Source organism: Curtobacterium sp. 'Ferrero' (assembly GCF_002412165.1).
Lineage (GTDB): Bacteria > Actinomycetota > Actinomycetes > Actinomycetales > Microbacteriaceae > Curtobacterium.
The window spans coordinates 1-15,509 of the sequence record NZ_NXIA01000035.1; the positions used below are offsets into that span (position 1 = coordinate 1).

Sequence of the window (15,509 nt, forward strand, 5' to 3'; positions counted from 1 at the left end):
CCGCCCCCGGCCGAGCCGGCCTGCCGGGGTTCGACCCGGCCGCAGTCTGGGGCGTCACGGCCGACCCGGACGGCGCGCTGCGCCTGCTCGAACGGCTCGCGGACCGCGCGCCGGACGAACTCGACCGCGTGCTCGCCGACCCGGACGCCGCCGAACGGCTGGTGCGCCTGCTGGGCGCGTCCGTCGGGCTCGGCGAGTTCCTGCACCGACGGCCCGCCGAGCTCGCGCTGCTGTTCGAACCGGTCACGCCGCCGTGGTCGCAGGAGGCGTACACCGCCTCGCTCACCGAGGCAGTCGCCGGGGCCACTGCGGAGGACGCCCGGCTCCGGCTGCGGGTCCGGTACCGTCGGCACGTCGCACAGATCGCCCTGTTCGACGTGCTGCACTCGGTGCCGACGGTCGCGTTCCCGGCGGTCGCCGCCGGACTGGCCGACCTCGCCGGCGCCGCGCTCGACGTCGCCGTGGACGTCGCCCGGCGCGAGGTCCCGTTCCCGGCGGCGGACGTCGCCGCGACGCCCCTCGCGGTGATCGCGATGGGCAAGGCCGGTGCGCGCGAGCTGAACTACGTCAGCGACGTCGACGTGATCTTCGTGACGGAGCCGACCCGGGACGAGGAAGCCGGCACGGGCGTCGGCACCGACCGTGCGGTGCTCATCGCGACCCGTCTGGCGGTGGCAGCGACGCACGTGATCACGGACCTCGCCGCGGAGCCGGCGCTCTGGGAGGTCGACGCGAACCTCCGGCCGGAGGGCAAGGACGGCGCACTCGTCCGGACGCTCGACTCCCACGTGGCGTACTACCAGCGGTGGGCGCGGGAGTGGGAGTTCCAGGCGCTGCTCAAGGCACGCCCGATCGCCGGGTCGACGGACCTCGGGCAGCGCTACGCCGACGCGGTGGCGCCCTTCGTGTGGACCTCGGCGACCCGGCCGGGCTTCGTCGAGTCGGTGCAGCGCATGCGCGAGCGGGTCACCGAGCACATCCCCGACGCCGAGGTCGACCGGCAGCTCAAGCTCGGACCCGGCGGGCTGCGGGACGTCGAGTTCACGGTGCAGCTGCTGCAGCTGGTGCACGGGCGGGACGACGAGAGCGTCCGGGTGCGTTCGACGCTCGAGGCGATGGACGCCCTGACCGCGGCCGGGTACGTCGGTCGTCCGGAGGCCGCGCGCTTCGGCCCGGACTACGCGCTCCTCCGGGTGCTCGAACACCGCATCCAGCTCCGTCGGCTCCAGCGCACCCACCTGATGCCCTCCGACGAGGAGGAGCTGCGCGTGCTGGCCCGGTCGAGCGGGCTCGCCACGTCGGCGTCCGCGCTCGAGACCCGGTGGCGTTCGGTCAAGCTCGAGGTGCGCGGGCTGCACGAGCGGCTGTTCTACCGGCCGCTGCTGTCCGCGGTCGCGGCCACCGACGGCGACATCGTGCTCACGAGCGACCAGGCGGTCGACCGCCTCGGGGCGATCGGGTTCGCCGACCCGGCCGGCGCCCTGGCGCACATCCGCGCGCTCACCCAGGGCACGAGCCGTCGTGCGACCATCCAGCGCAACCTCCTGCCCGTCCTGCTCCGGTGGATGGCGGAGGGACCGGCACCGGACCGGGCGCTGCTGGCGTTCCGACGGCTCAGCGACACCCTGGGGGAGTCGAGCTGGTTCCTCCGCATGCTCCGCGACTCGTCCGGCGCCGCGCACTCGCTCACCACCGTGCTGTCCGAGTCGGCGTTCCTGTCCGGGCTGCTGGAACGCTTCCCCGAGGCGGTGGCCTGGCTCGACGAGCCGGAGTCGCTGCTCCGACCGCGCCCGCGGGAGTCGCTGCTCGCCGAGATGACCGCGACGACCGCCCGCCACGGGGACGACCTCGACGGCTCCGCGGCCCTGGTGCGGTCCGCCCGACGGCGGGAGACCCTCCGGCTCGGCATGGCCGCGGTCCTCGGGTGGCTCGACGTCGACGCGCTCGGCCCGGCCCTCACGGACGTCACCGAGGCGACCCTCGCCGGGGCCCTGACGCTCGCACGTCGCTCCGCCCCGCCGGACCTGGCGTTCGGGATCGTCGCGATGGGGCGGTTCGGCGGACGGGAGCTCGGGTTCGGTTCCGACGCCGACGTGCTCTACGTGTACCGGGCCGGACCGGACACGGAGCCCGAGGTCGCGTCCCGGGCGGCGCAGGCCATCGTCCGCGAGCTGGGCAGACTCACCGAGGACGCGCTGTACCCGTTCGAGCTCGACGTCGACCTGCGGCCCGAGGGGAAGAACGGGCCGCTCGTCCGGACGCTCGAGTCCTACGCCGCCTACTACGCGCGTTGGTCGCTCACGTGGGAGGCGCAGGCGCTGCTCCGCGCCCGGGGGGCCGTCGGCGACGCGGAGCTGCTCCGTGCGTTCGAACACCTCGCCGACCGCACGCGGTACCCGGAGCACATCGACGACCACGAGGTCCGCGAGGTGCGTCGCATCAAGGCCCGCGTCGAGTCGGAGCGGCTCCCGCGCGGTGCGGACCCGGCCCGGCACCTCAAGCTCGGCCGCGGCTCGCTGAGCGACGTGGAGTGGTTCGTGCAGCTCCTCCAGCTCCAGCACGCCCTGAGCGTCCCCGGACTCCGGACGACGTCGACCCTCGAGGCCCTCGACGCCGCCGTGCAGGCCGGTCTCGTCGAACCGGAGGACGCCGACCGGCTCGGAGCCGCCTGGCGGTTCGCCAGCCGGGCCCGGAGCGCCCTGGTCCTCTGGTCGGGGAAGACCACGGACGTGCTGCCCGTGGACCGGATCCAGCTCGAGGGCATGGCCCGGTTGATGGAGTACCCGCCGGGGTCCGCCACCCAGCTCGAGGAGGACTACCTCGGCGTCACACGTCGTGCCCGGCAGGTGTTCGAGCGCGCGTTCTACGGATCCTGATCGGCTGCCCGACGTGACCGATGACGCTGCCGTCGCCCGGGCTCGTGCCGCCGTCCTCGGTCACTTCCGGTGGATCGACGGCCATGCCGACACCTGGGGCGTTCTCCGCTCGGGCGACGGGTTGCAGGCGGTGGTCGCCGGGCTCGCCGCACTCGTCGAACCGTTCCGACCCGACGTCGTCGTGGGCATCGAGTCGCGTGGGTTCGTCATCGCGCCCGCGGTCGCCAACGCCCTCGGCGTCGGCTTCGCGCCGGTGCGGAAGGACGGCGCGATGTTCCCGGGGCCCCGGGAGGAGCTCCGGTCAGGAAAGGACTACCGGGGCCGCCGACGAACCCTCTCGGCCCGGCGCGACCTCCTCGGAGCCGGTTCGCGGGTCGTCCTCGTCGACGACTGGATCGAGACCGGGAGCCAGGCGATGACCGCCGCAGAGCTGGTCGAGACCTGCGGGAGCGAGGTGGTGGCCGTCGTCGTGATCGTCGACGAGGCGAGCGCCTCCGCACGGGATCGGCTCCCGGCGCTCTCCGGAGTCCTCCGGTCGTCGGAACTCCCGCCCTGGGACGGTGCAGACCCGTCGGTGGTCGGCACGCGCGCCTCCGGGATCACTGCCGTGGCTGGGGCATCTGCGACGTCCGAGGCGACCCGGACGTTCGAGACGTCTGGGGCGGCCGGGGCGTCCGAGTTGCCCGGGGCGGCGGGAGTGGACCCGGACGACGACGTCCCGGGTGGTCCTGGCTGGATCATCCGCGGCGGCGACCTCCGTCCGGTCGTCGTCGACCTCGCGGCGTTCCGTACCGGTCTCCATGGTGACCCCCTCGCCCACTGCCTCGAGCTGCTGTGGACGGGGGACCCCGCTGCGGCCCTGGCGGCGCTGGCGCCGTTCGACCGGACCGCGCGTGTGCGCGCCCTCCGAGCTGACTGTCTCCGCGACCTCGGCGACGTGCGGGCCGCGGTCCGTGAGTACGACGTGCTCGTCAGCGAGACGGCCGGGACCTCCCGTGAGGCCGTGATGCGGCAGCACCGCGGCAAGGCACTCCTCGCGGCCGGCGACCCAGCACTGGCGATCGTCGACTTCACCCTCGCCGTGGAGCTCCGACGAAGTGGCGACCCGGTCCTCCTCGCGTCCGCTCGGCAGGGGCTCTCGGTTGCCGTCCGCCGCGCCCGGTCGGCCGCCACCGACTGACGCCGCCGTCACGGCCAGCCCGTCATCGTCCGCACCGCCAGCCCCGCGGTGACGGCAGCACCGATGAACGCCGTCCACATCCGACCCCGCGGACCCGCGAGCACCCCGCCGAGGAGCGCGCCCGTGGCGGCGAGGAGCGTCTGCCAGGCCGCGGAGCCGACGAGGACACCGAGGACGAACGCAGCGGACGCCGACGCCGCGTCGACCGGTGGGGGAGCCGGCGAGGATGCACCCGCCGGTCCGGTCCCGCCCACGACGACGGCCGTGAACGCGAGGATCGTCGCCGGGTTCACCGCGGTGACCGCGACGAGTCCCCGGTACGCCCGGGCAGGACTCCCGAACACGTCCGTCCGGCGCCGACCCTCGGGAGCGGACGATCGCGCCCGCCACCCCGACCAGGCCATCGCGCCGGCGAGCACGAGCAGCACGACGCCGGCGACGGTGCGCAGGACACCGGAGGCCGAGCTCGCGACCGCGGCGATGCCGGTGCCACCCAGCACGGCGAGGAGTGCGTAGCAACCGTCGACCGTGGCGGTGCCCAAGCCGCCAGCGACGGCGACGCGGAACCCGTTGCGGGCCCCGATGAGCACGATCAGCGCACCGACCGCTCCCACCGGCACCGCGACCGCGAGACCCGCGACGACGCCGGCTGCCGCAGCGCCGAGCAGCGCCGCGGTCACGAGGCGTCCGTCGGGAGCCCTCCGCTCGGGACCTGCTGCTGCGCGAGCGACTCCGAGCACACGGCGCGGGTCGGGGCAGCGGGTCGATCGATCGTCATGCGGAGACCGTAGCGGCCCCGTCGGCCGACGTCCAGCCCGACGCGACACGCCCGAGGTGCTCCTCCGGGGCGGAAGATGACATGTCGTCGGAGGTTAATTCTCCGTGTCCGGCAGTGTCACCCGGAGTGCACTCGGATGTACCCCGCGTGGACCGTGGGCGATGCGCGTGATCTGACCGTGATCCAGCCGGCGATCAGTCTGCACCCCGCTGGCTGCACTGCTGCTCAGGTGCTGACGGAACCGCCTGCTGACCTGGGATTCCTGACGGAGGCGATGCGCGCCTCCCGTCCGTTGCGGCGCACGCCGTCGGCGCCTCCGCCGGTCGGGCGTGTCCGTCGGACTGTTGTCAGCACTGCTGGGGACACGGGCGGCCGAGCGGATGGGGGACCAGGGTGTACCCCGTAACGCGTCCGTAACGCCCCCGGACGGGGGTCGCGTTGCGGCCTCGGTCACGTTTCTGCATCAATGGGGTCCACCCGAACCGACCACTGGTTCCTCGATGAAGCGGAATCCCCACCTCGAACGTTGAAGCAGGGATCGATGTTCACCTTCATTCTGCAGATCCGGCAGATGGTCGAAGGGCACCCCGAGTTCTACCTGTTCGCCGTGTACTCCGCGGTGATCTGGTTGCTCTGGCTGCTCAAGGTCGTCCTGTCTGCCCGCTACCGCCCCTACACCGGTGTCTTCACCGGCACCACGAGCGTCGTCGTCCCCGTCGTGGACGAACCGATCGACCTCTTCCGTGACGTGATCGGCCGCATGGTCGAGCAGGGTCCGGGCGAGATCATCGTCGTCATCAACGGCGCGAAGAACGAGGCGCTCGAGATGGTCTGCGACGAGTTCGCCCCGCTCGTCCGCTGGACCCACACGCCCATCCCGGGCAAGCGCAACGCCGTCAAGGTCGGCACCGAGCTGTCGAACGGTGACATCACGATCCTCGTGGACTCCGACACCGTGTGGACCCCCGGCACGCTGTCCGAGCTCCTCAAGCCCTTCGCCGACGAGTCCGTCGGCGGCGTCACCACCCGGCAGCGCATCCTCGAGCCGACCCGGAGCTGGATCACCCGCTGGGCCGACTGGCTCGAGAACTCGCGGGCGCTCTACTCGATGCCGGCGCAGAGCGTCCTCGGACAGATCGGCTGCCTCCCGGGTCGCACGATCGCGTTCCGCCGGAACATCCTCGTCCGCGTCATGGACAAGTTCATGCACGAGAAGTTCATGGGCGTCTTCCTCGAGGTCTCCGACGACCGCACGCTGACGAACCTCACGCTCAAGGAGGGGTACCGGACCGTCTACCAGTACACCTCGCTGGTCTACACGGACGCCCCGCTCCAGGTGAAGAAGCTCTTCAAGCAGCAGCTCCGCTGGGCGCGCGGCTCGCAGTACAACACGCTCCGGATGCTCCCGTGGATGATCGGGCACGCCCCGGTCCTCGCGATGTTCTTCGTGACCGACATCATCCTGCCGTTCATGCTCTTCGGCGTGATCGCCGGCTGGATCTACCGGGCACTCACCGGGCAGGGGGAGAACCTGTACCAGGGCATCCTCCAGCAGTACGGGTTCTCGACCGGTTTCGTCTACGTCGCGGCGCTCATGGTCGTCTCGAGCGTGCTGAGCATGGCGATCCGGCAGATCCGGCACCTGTCCGAGAAGCCGAGCGACTTCTTCCGGCTGCCGATGTTCATCATCGTGTCGACGTTCTTCCTCATGCCGATCCGGCTGATCGGGTTCTTCCGCCTGGCGCACGCGTCCGGCTGGGGGACCCGCGCCGGCGCCTACGCCGGCGGCCCGATGGAGGAGGACCCCGCGCAGCCGCAGCTCTCCGGCCAGACGCCGGTCAGCCCGCGTCTCTCCGGCCAGACGCCGGTCAGCCCGGTCGACGCACCGCGGTACTCCGACGAGCAGGTCGCCGCCGACCGCGCCTTCGACGAGATCTTCGGTGCCGGCGCCAGCACCCGTCGCACGGAGTTCGACGACGGTGCGGACGCCACGACCAACTCGACGGCCACCGTGCTCGCGACGCGACGTCAGCCGTCGCCCGGTGCGGCGACCTCGACCGGTGCCGCGACCTCGCCCGGCGGTGCGACCCGCGCCGCCGCGAAGTCGGCGAAGGTCCGCCGTTACAACCCGTACGCCGCGATCCCGTACCTGATCGGCTTCGCGATCTTCGCCCTGGAGGCGTTCCTCATTGTCTGACCTCATCCGCTCCTCCGGTGCCTGGTGGGCCCAGTCCAGCAAGCACGCCCGGCTCACGGCCCTCGGCACGACCGCGATCCTCGTCGTCCTCGGCCTCATCACCTGGACGGTCTGGGTCTCGCCGTCCGGTCCCGTCTCCACCGCCGTGCACCAGGCCCTCGGCGTCACCCCGCCGAAGCAGAAGGTCTCCGCCGCCGAACTGCAGACCAAGCTCACCGCCGCACAGGAGGAGATCTGGTCGCTGCAGGGCAAGCTCGACTCGACCTCGGCCAAGGCCGGGTCGCGTGGCGACCAGATCGCCCAGCTCAAGGCGCAGATCGCCTCGCTGCAGTCGCAGCTCGGTGCTGCCAAGAGCGGGACGGGAGGCGCGGCATCCGCGGCCGGGTCCCGTTCCGGTTCCGACGGGGCCGGTTCGGGATCGGGTGGTTCCGGTTCCGGCTCCGGCTCCGGCTCCGGCGGGTCCGGTTCCGGTGCTTCCGGTTCCGCCGGCTCCGGCTCCAGCTCGGGCTCGGGGTCCGGCGGTTCGGTCACGAACCCGAACACGGGTCCCTCCAAGGACCCGACGACCACGCCCATCAGCACCCCGACCAAGGCCGAGATCCTCGGCCAGCAGTCCCGCTGGTACGGCCTGTACACGGCGCAGTCGCCCTTCAACTGGGCCGAGTACGACCAGGTGTCCCGCGAGGTCGGGAAGGCCACCAACATGGTCGGCTTCTTCCAGGGCTTCGACCAGGACTTCAACCAGAACGCCGTCCAGCGGTCGTGGGCGAACGGCCGGCTGCCGATGATGACGTGGGAGTCCGTGCCCGCGAAGACCGGCAACGACCAGCCGTACGTGCCCGGCTACACGAACGAGGACATCATCTCGGGCAAGTTCGACGCCTACCTGACGAAGTACGCCAAGGCCCTCGCCGCGAACGGGATGCCGATGGTCATCCGCTTCGACCACGAGATGAACGGCCAGTGGTACAACTGGTCCGAGGCGTCGAAGCAGCAGAACGCGGCCGGCTCGTACGTGGCGATGTGGAAGCACGTCTGGCAGGTCTTCCAGGACAACGGCGCGAACCAGTACGCCATCTGGGACTGGTCGCCCTCGCGCATCGACAAGCTCGGGAACCCGAAGTACGAGACCCTCGACTACATGCGGAACTACTACCCCGGTTCCGAGTACGTCGACTGGGTCGGCATGAGCGGCTACTACCGTGACGCCACCGAGGCCCCGACCTTCGAGAACACGTTCGGCGCGACGCTCGCCCAGATCCGCCAGATCGCGCCGGGCAAGGGCATCGTGCTCAACGAGATCGGCGCCACCGAGACCGGGGGGAGCGTCAGCGACTCCCAGAAGTCCCGCTGGATCACCTCGCTCTTCGACGCCCTCGCCGACCCCGCGAACAGCGACGTCATCGGCTTCGCGTACTTCAGCGAGACCGCGACCACCATCGTCGACGGTGCCCGCACCACCAACGACTGGCGACTCGACTCCCGCTCCGACAGCCTCCAGGCCTTCGTCGACGGGATCAGCCGCACCGACATCGACTACGACCTGCAGGAGGTCGAGCAATGACCGCTCCGAAGAAGACCCCGTCCACCGCGACCGCGGCTGCTGCCGACCAGCGCCCCGCACCCGTCATCAGCGTCATCGGCACCGGCTACCTCGGCGCCACGCACGCCGCCGCCATGGCCGAGATGGGCTTCGAGACCATCGGCGTGGACGTCGACCCCGCGAAGCTCGCGGCGCTCACTGCCGGCGAGGTCCCGTTCTTCGAGCCCGGCCTGCCCGAGCTCATCACGAAGCACGTGGCGAGCGGCAAGCTCCGCTTCACGGCGTCGCTCCCCGAGGCCGTGGCGGCCGCGGACGTGCACTTCGTCTGCGTCGGCACCCCGCAGAAGGCCGGGTCGCACGCCGCGAACCTGTCCTACGTCGAGTTGGCCACCCGCGGCGTCGCCGAGCACCTCACCCACCCGGGGCTCATCGTCGGCAAGTCGACGGTCCCGGTGGGCACTGCGGCCCGGCTCCGGGAGGTCGTGCGGGAGTTCACCCCCGCCGGCATCGACGCCGAGCTCATCTGGAACCCCGAGTTCCTCCGCGAGGGCAAGGCCGTCGAGGACACCCTGCACCCGGACCGGCTCGTCTGGGGCGGTGCCTCGCCCGAGGCCGACGCGGTCATCCGGGAGGTCTACGCCGCCCCGATCGCCGAGGGCTGCCCGGTCATCACCACCGACCTCGCGACCGCCGAGCTCGTGAAGGTGAGCGCGAACGCGTTCCTCGCGACGAAGATCTCGTTCATCAACGCGATCTCCGAGATGTGCGCCATCACCGGTGCCGACGTGACGACGCTCGCGGACGCGCTCGGGCACGACGCCCGCATCGGCCGGAAGTTCCTCAACGCCGGCCTCGGGTTCGGCGGCGGCTGCCTGCCGAAGGACATCCGGGCGCTCATGCACCGCGCGAACGAGCTCGGCGCCGGCCGCGTCGTCGGCCTCATGCAGCAGGTCGACGAGATCAACATGGGGCAGCGCGAACGCGTGATCGACATGGCCATCGAAGCCGTCGGGGGATCGGTGCTCAACCGCCGCGTCGCCGTCATCGGTGCCGCGTTCAAGCCCCTCACCGACGACGTCCGCGACTCGCCGGCGCTCAACGTCGCTGCCGCACTGCACCTCCGCGGCGCCCAGGTTTCACTGTGGGACCCGGAGGCCAACGAGACCGCCCGTCGATCGTTCCCGACGCTGACGTACGCCGCCTCGAAGGAGGCTGCGATCGAGGGAGCCGACGTCGTCCTCGTGCTGACGGAGTGGGACGACATCGTGACGGCGTCCCCGGTCGCGCTCGGCGAGGTGGTCGGTCGCCGGGTCGTGATCGACGCGCGGAACTGCCTCCCGGTCGAGGACTGGGTACAGGCGGGGTGGACCGTCCGTTCCCTGGGACGGCCCACTCCGGTCACGGGTGCACCCGTGAGCGTCGCCGCGGGGGCGAACGACGTGCTGGCGACGGCACGGTAGGTCTGCCACCGCTGCGAGCGGGGTCCGTGCCGGGGGCGGCGCGGGCCCCGCTCGTGCGTGTGCTCGCCCGTCCGGTGCCGTTCCGCTCGTGGTTGGCCGTTCCGCTCGTGGTCGGCCGTTTCGCTCGTGGTCGGCCGTTCCGCTCGTGGGCAGTCGGAAGGAACGACCTCCTACGAGCGATTCGGCTTCCTACTGTGGGTGCGATGGGCTCGAAGCGTCGCGACGCGACCGCCTGGAGGCGCGGCGCGGCCCCGCCGGACCGGCACCGGGCCTCCAGGCGGTCGCCCCCCCACAGCGCGAGCGCGCGCCGCACGCAGAAGGCCCCGCACCGGAACCGGTGCGGGGCCTTCGTGGTGTCAGCGAGGATCAGACGCCGAAGTAGAGCTCGTACTCGAACGGGTGCGGACGCTGCGCGAGCGGGAGGATCTCGTTCTCACGCTTGTAGTCGATCCACGTCTGGATGAGGTCCTCGGTGAAGACGTTGCCCTTCGTGAGGAACTCGTGGTCCGCCTCGAGCGCGTCGAGCGCCTCGTCGAGGGAGCCCGGCACCTGCGGGATGCCCTTCGCCTCCTCCGGCGGGAGCTCGTAGAGGTCCTTGTCGACCGGCTCGTGCGGCTCGATGCGGTTCTGGATGCCGTCGAGGCCCGCCATCAGCTGCGCGGCGAACGCGAGGTACGGGTTGCCCGAGGCGTCCGGCGCGCGGAACTCGATGCGCTTGGCCTTCGGGTTCGTGCCGGTGATCGGGATGCGGATCGCGGCGGAACGGTTGCCGGCCGAGTAGACCAGGTTGACCGGCGCCTCGAAGCCCTTGACCAGGCGGTGGTACGAGTTGATCGACGGGTTCGTGAACGCGAGCAGCGCCGGCGCGTGCTTGAGGATGCCGCCGATGTACCAACGCGCGATGTCCGAGAGCCCGCCGTAGCCGTTCTCGTCGTAGAACAGCGGCTTGCCGTCGTTCCACAGCGACTGGTGCGTGTGCATGCCCGAGCCGTTGTCACCGAAGAGCGGCTTCGGCATGAAGGTCGCGACCTTGCCCCACTGGTCGGCCGTGTTCTTCACGATGTACTTGAACTTCAGGATGTCGTCCGCGGCGTGGACCATCGTGTCGAACTTGTAGTTGATCTCCTGCTGGCCGCCGGTGCCCACCTCGTGGTGCGAGCGCTCGAGCTCGAAGCCCGCCTCGATCAGCTTGAGGGTGATGTCGTCACGGAGGTCCGCCGTCTTGTCGACGGGGGAGACGGGGAAGTAGCCGCCCTTGTACGGGGTCTTGTTGGCGAGGTTGCCGCCCTCTTCCTCGCGGCCGGTGTTCCACGCGCCCTCTTCCGAGTCGACCGAGTAGAACGACTTGTTCTGGGTCACGGAGTAGCGGACGTCGTCGAAGATGTAGAACTCGGCCTCGGGGGCGAAGAACGCCGTGTCGGCGATGCCGGTCGACGCGAGGTACTTCTCGGCCTTCTTCGCCACCTGGCGCGGGTCACGGCCGTAGATCTCGCCGTTCCGCGGGTTGTAGATGTCGAAGATCATGATCAGCGTGCGCTCGGCGCGGAACTGGTCGATGTAGGCCGTCGTCACGTCGGGGATGAGCTGCATGTCCGACTCGTGGATCGACGCGAAGCCGCGGATCGAGGAGCCGTCGAAGAGCTGTCCGACCGAGAAGAAGTCCTCGTCGACCGTCGACGCCGGGATGTTGAAGTGCTGCTGGACACCGGGAAGGTCCGTGAAGCGGATGTCGAGGAACTTGACGTCCGTGTCCTTGATGAAGGCGAGCACCTCGGAGGAATCGCTGAACATGTGTGTCGATCTCCTGGGGGGTAGGTGATGTCGGAGGTGCCGCGGGGTGCACCCTCCGATGAGGCTATTGACACCGAGTTTCCCGGACGTGACTGCATTGTTTCGTGCGTGTTACGTGCCGACGGTCGCCTACCCTTGTCGCATGGCACGCTCCACGTCCCCGTCGTCGACCGCCTCCCCGCACCCGGACGGCTGGCCCGGCAAGGACCTCGGGCTCCCGGAGGAGGGGCCCCGGAGCGTCGGCCGCGTCGGTCGCCGCATCGTCGCGCTCCTCATCGACGGTGCCCTCGCCGACCTCGTCGCCTACGTCACGGGGGTGTGGTCCCCGGTGAACGGTTCCGGGGACATCGCGCACTCGTGGGTGCAGATCGCGATCTTCGCCGTGCTGCAGATCCTGTTCATCTGCCTGCTGTCGGGTTCGTTCGGGCACATCTGCGTCGGACTGCGCGTCGTGCCCGTCCGCGGCGGCTACGTCGGGGTCTGGCGGCCGGTGGTGCGGACACTGCTGCTGTGCCTCGTCGTCCCGGCGCTCATCATCGACCGCGACAGCCGGGGCGCGCACGACCGGATCGCCGGGACGGTGCTCGTCCGGAAGTGAGGGCCCCGCTCGAGTTCCGGCGCACACGACCCCCCGACGCAGAACGCCCCCGACCGGACAGGTCGGGGGCGTTCTGCGATGCGGGCTCAGCGGATCAGCGGGGCCGTCCGGCACGCACCCGCATCGGGTCCATGCCCTTCGGGATCGCCGACGCCGGTCCGTGCGTCAGGGAGTCGAGTCGGTTGGCGACCGCGAGCACCTCGTTGCGGTTCAGCGCCTTCTTCAGCTTGTTCATCGCGCGGGGGAGCTTGTGCAGCGTGAGGCCGTCCTCGCCACCGCCGACGTGCAGGACGTGCACGGGGACGTTCGGGACGATCCGCTGGACCTTCCGACGCTCCTCGTCGACCTGCCGGGTGAGGTTGCCGCGCTGCCCCTCGGTGATGAGCACGACGCCGGGCGTCCCGACGGCGCGGTAGACGGCGGCCTGTGACCGGCCGTGGACCGCGACCGGCATCTCGCTCGAACGCCACTGCCGACGGAGCGAGTTGCTGAGCACGGCGCCGACGGCACCGGGCTGGCCGTCGATCTGCGAGTACGCGGCGCGCTCCGCGAGACGACCCAGCACGATGAGGAACAGCAGCACGCCGAGCAGCACGCCGGCGACGATCCACAGCACGACCCCCAGCCAGTTCTGCCCCGGGAGCAGCAGCGCGAGCAGGACGCCGACCACGACGGGACCGACGAACGCGAGGGCGAACCACCAGACCGAGGTCGGGTCCGCCCGACGGGTCATCTGGAACACCTGGACCATCTGCTTGAGACGACCCGGCTCCTTCGCCGTCGTACCGGGAGAACTGCTGCGTGCCATGCACACAGGATACGGCCTGAGCAGACCCTCGGAGACCGTCATCGGTCCGGCTGTGGGCGAACGCCCGTTGTCCACAGGTGCTGATCCACGGCCTGGAGGCGCGGTGCGCGCCCGCCACGATGGTCACCGTGGACGGATCGGACGAACGCACCGCCTGGTGGCGCAGTACCGACGAGCGCGCGTTCCTCGCGTGGCTCGCCGACCGCTCGACGGCGCCCGTCCGGCACCTCGCTCCCGTGCTCCGCGTGGGCCGGACCCGGCAGGGGGTCCTGGTCGCGGAACTGCTCCGCCCTGCCGGGGAGCGACTGGCCGACGCGCTCGACCGGCTCGGCGTCCCGACCGTCGGTGTCGCGGTCACCCTGACCCTGCCCCTGCTGGAGCTCGCGGTGGCCGCCGCTCGGGGCGCGGTCGTGCTCGGGACGGCGACCGTCGACGACGTGGTCGTCGACGACTCCGGCGCGGTCGTGCTGTGCGACCGACCCGACGGAGCGGCGCTGCTGTGCGACCGACCCGACGGAGCGGCGCCGCTGTGCGACCGACCCGACGGAGCGGCGCCGCTGTCCGACCGACCCGGCGGTGCGGTGCTGCTGTCCGACCGACCCGGCGCTGCGGTGCTGCTGTCCGGCCCGTCCGACGCCGCGGTGCTGCTGCCGAGCCGCCACGGCAGCGTCGGGCAGCGGCGGGAGCGTCACCGCGGTCGGGGGTCCGGCACCCTCCTCCGGGGCGGTGCGCTGGACGGGATCGCGGTCCTGGTCCTCGCGGCGCGGACGGTGTGGGAACGCGTCGACCCGCGCGAGGCCTGCCGCCCGTCGATCGACCAGGCCGTCGCCGCTGCTCGGGCGGGCGGCCCCGACGAGCTCGACCTGCTCCTCCGCACGGTCCGGGACGCGGCACCGCCCCGCCCCGTCCGGTGGGAGCCGGAGCCCACCGAGTACCACTTCCGGGCCGCACCGGGACCGACCGACGCGGCAGGGGAGCCGGGCACCGTCGACCGTGTCGTCGACGTCCTGCGCCAGGTCGTCGAGCACGGGGTCCCACTCGCGGGACGACGGATCCCGTTGCGACAGGCCGCGGTCGGGGTCGTCGTGGCCGTCGGCCTCGTCACCGCGGCGACGTTCGCCCTCGGATCGTGACGAGCACCGCACCGGGACCGGCCGCCCTGCCGGACGCGGAACGGCCCCGCTCCTGGTGGGGAGCGGGGCCGTTCCGGTGCGGCTCGTGGAGCTGTGGCGACTCAGTAGCCGAGGTTCGGCCCGAAGTTGCCCTCCTCGAGGCGGTTCTTCACCGCGACGAGGTAGCGCGACGCGTCGGCACCGTCGATGATGCGGTGGTCGTACGACAGCGCCAGGTAGACGAACGAACGGATCGCGATCGCCTCCTGCCCGTCGACCTTCACCACGGCGGGGCGCTTCGTCACGATGCCCGTCCCGAGGATCGCTGACTGCGGCAGGAACACCACGGGGGTGTCGAACAGCGCGCCGCGCGATCCGGTGTTCGTCAGCGTGAAGGTGCCGCCGGCGAGCTCGTCCGGCTTGAGCTGGTTGTTGCGCGTGCGGTCGGCCAGGTCGGCGATCGCCTGTGCGAACTGGGCCAGGTCGAGCGACGAGGCGTCCTTGATGACCGGGGTCAGCAGGCCGCGCTCGGTGTCCACCGCGATCGAGACGTTCTCGTGGTCGGGGTAGACGATCTCCTCGCCCTCCACCGTCGAGTTGATCTTCGGGTGGGCCTTGAGCGCCTCGGAGGCGGCCAGGGCGAAGAACGGCATGAAGGACAGCTTCGCGCCGGTCTTCTCCTGGAACTCCGCCTTGTGCGCGTCGCGGAACTGCGCCACCTTCGTGACGTCCACCTCGACGACGCTCGTGAGCTGGGCGGTCGAGGTCATCGACTGCACCGCGCGCTCCGCGACGACCTTGCGCAGGCGGGTCATCTTCTCGCGGGTGCCGCGCAGCGGCGACACCTCGGCGACGAACGGACCCGACGGAGCGACAGCCGCACCTGCCGAGCCACCGGCGGCCGGGGCCTTCGCGGCGGCCGCGAGCACGTCCTCCTTGCGGATGCGCCCACCGACACCGGAACCGGTGACGGTCGACAGGTCGACGCCCTGCTCGTTCGCGAGCTTGCGGACGAGCGGCGTGACGTAGCCCGAGGCACCCGCGTCCTGGTTCGGGTTCGGGACCGAGGCGCTGGCGTTCGCCGGGGCGGCGGCCGGAGCCGGAGCGGCCGCGGGGGCCGGGACGGCGGCCGGGGGAGCCGGGGCGGCAGCGGGCGGCGGGACCGG

At 71.5% G+C, this 15,509-nt stretch carries 11 protein-coding genes; 7 read left to right on the forward strand and 4 right to left on the reverse strand.

Annotated elements, in window-relative coordinates; genetic code table 11:
- Both Csp2054_RS17050 and Csp2054_RS18405 read left to right on the forward strand, forming a co-directional pair.
- Positions 1 to 2,876 (forward strand): bifunctional [glutamine synthetase] adenylyltransferase/[glutamine synthetase]-adenylyl-L-tyrosine phosphorylase (locus Csp2054_RS17050; RefSeq protein WP_141399315.1); only part of this gene is annotated, 2,876 nt, incomplete at its 5' end.
- A gap of 13 nt (positions 2,877 to 2,889) precedes the next feature.
- Entirely contained in the window at positions 2,890 to 4,056 is a 1,167-nt protein-coding gene (locus tag Csp2054_RS18405) for a phosphoribosyltransferase family protein (protein ID WP_217990955.1), read from the forward strand.
- 8 nt (positions 4,057 to 4,064) lie between these two features.
- On the opposite strand, the gene Csp2054_RS17065 is transcribed toward Csp2054_RS18405, so the two are convergent.
- Positions 4,065 to 4,736 carry a LysE family transporter gene (locus tag Csp2054_RS17065; RefSeq protein WP_096900754.1) on the reverse strand — a complete coding sequence of 224 codons (672 nt, stop codon included), beginning with the start codon at positions 4,734 to 4,736 and terminating at the stop codon, positions 4,065 to 4,067.
- Between the two features lie 639 nt (positions 4,737 to 5,375).
- On the opposite strand from Csp2054_RS17065, the gene Csp2054_RS17070 reads away from it, so the two are divergent.
- Genes Csp2054_RS17070 through Csp2054_RS17080 form a run of 3 tightly spaced genes read left to right on the forward strand, consistent with a single transcriptional unit; the run spans position 5,376 to position 10,034 of the window.
- Entirely contained in the window at positions 5,376 to 7,031 is a 1,656-nt protein-coding gene (locus tag Csp2054_RS17070) for a glycosyltransferase family 2 protein (protein WP_096900755.1), read from the forward strand.
- Positions 7,024 to 8,595, forward strand: coding sequence for a glycoside hydrolase family 26 protein (locus tag Csp2054_RS17075; RefSeq protein WP_096900756.1), 1,572 nt, complete (start codon positions 7,024 to 7,026; stop codon positions 8,593 to 8,595). Before Csp2054_RS17070 ends, Csp2054_RS17075 begins: the two co-directional genes overlap by 8 nt.
- On the forward strand, positions 8,592 to 10,034 hold the full coding sequence (locus Csp2054_RS17080) for a UDP-glucose dehydrogenase family protein (protein WP_096900757.1): 1,443 nt from the start codon (positions 8,592 to 8,594) through the stop codon (positions 10,032 to 10,034). Before Csp2054_RS17075 ends, Csp2054_RS17080 begins: the two co-directional genes overlap by 4 nt.
- A gap of 366 nt (positions 10,035 to 10,400) precedes the next feature.
- Here Csp2054_RS17080 and glnA read toward each other — a convergent pair whose 3' ends face one another.
- Positions 10,401 to 11,825 (reverse strand): type I glutamate--ammonia ligase, encoded by a 1,425-nt coding sequence (glnA, locus tag Csp2054_RS17085; RefSeq protein WP_096900758.1) that lies wholly within the window; start codon positions 11,823 to 11,825, stop codon positions 10,401 to 10,403.
- Positions 11,826 to 11,967: 142 nt separating this feature from the next.
- Between glnA and Csp2054_RS17090 the strand changes: the two genes are divergently transcribed.
- The gene (locus Csp2054_RS17090; protein ID WP_096900759.1) at positions 11,968 to 12,423 is read left to right on the forward strand and encodes an RDD family protein; all 456 of its coding nucleotides are present in this window, start codon (positions 11,968 to 11,970) and stop codon (positions 12,421 to 12,423) included.
- A gap of 94 nt (positions 12,424 to 12,517) precedes the next feature.
- Here Csp2054_RS17090 and Csp2054_RS17095 read toward each other — a convergent pair whose 3' ends face one another.
- Complete coding sequence (locus Csp2054_RS17095) at positions 12,518 to 13,231, reverse strand: DUF4191 domain-containing protein (protein WP_096900760.1); 714 nt, start codon at positions 13,229 to 13,231, stop codon at positions 12,518 to 12,520.
- A 128-nt stretch (positions 13,232 to 13,359) separates the two neighbouring features.
- Between Csp2054_RS17095 and Csp2054_RS17100 the strand changes: the two genes are divergently transcribed.
- Positions 13,360 to 14,364 carry a hypothetical protein gene (locus Csp2054_RS17100; RefSeq protein ID WP_141399316.1) on the forward strand — a complete coding sequence of 335 codons (1,005 nt, stop codon included), beginning with the start codon at positions 13,360 to 13,362 and terminating at the stop codon, positions 14,362 to 14,364.
- A 101-nt stretch (positions 14,365 to 14,465) separates the two neighbouring features.
- Here Csp2054_RS17100 and sucB read toward each other — a convergent pair.
- Positions 14,466 to 15,509 (reverse strand): 2-oxoglutarate dehydrogenase, E2 component, dihydrolipoamide succinyltransferase (sucB, locus tag Csp2054_RS17105; RefSeq protein WP_096900762.1); only part of this gene is annotated, 1,044 nt, incomplete at its 5' end.

Excerpts from the sequence above, each read along its gene's own strand:
- glnA (WP_096900758.1), bottom strand. The coding sequence starts at position 11,825 with ATGTTCAGCGATTCCTCCGAGGTGCTCGCCTTCATCAAGGACACGGAC.
- Csp2054_RS17095 (WP_096900760.1), bottom strand. The coding sequence starts at position 13,231 with ATGGCACGCAGCAGTTCTCCCGGTACGACGGCGAAGGAGCCGGGTCGT.
- Csp2054_RS17070 (WP_096900755.1), top strand. The coding sequence starts at position 5,376 with ATGTTCACCTTCATTCTGCAGATCCGGCAGATGGTCGAAGGGCACCCC.
- Csp2054_RS17090 (WP_096900759.1), top strand. The coding sequence starts at position 11,968 with ATGGCACGCTCCACGTCCCCGTCGTCGACCGCCTCCCCGCACCCGGAC.
- Csp2054_RS17080 (WP_096900757.1), top strand. The coding sequence starts at position 8,592 with ATGACCGCTCCGAAGAAGACCCCGTCCACCGCGACCGCGGCTGCTGCC.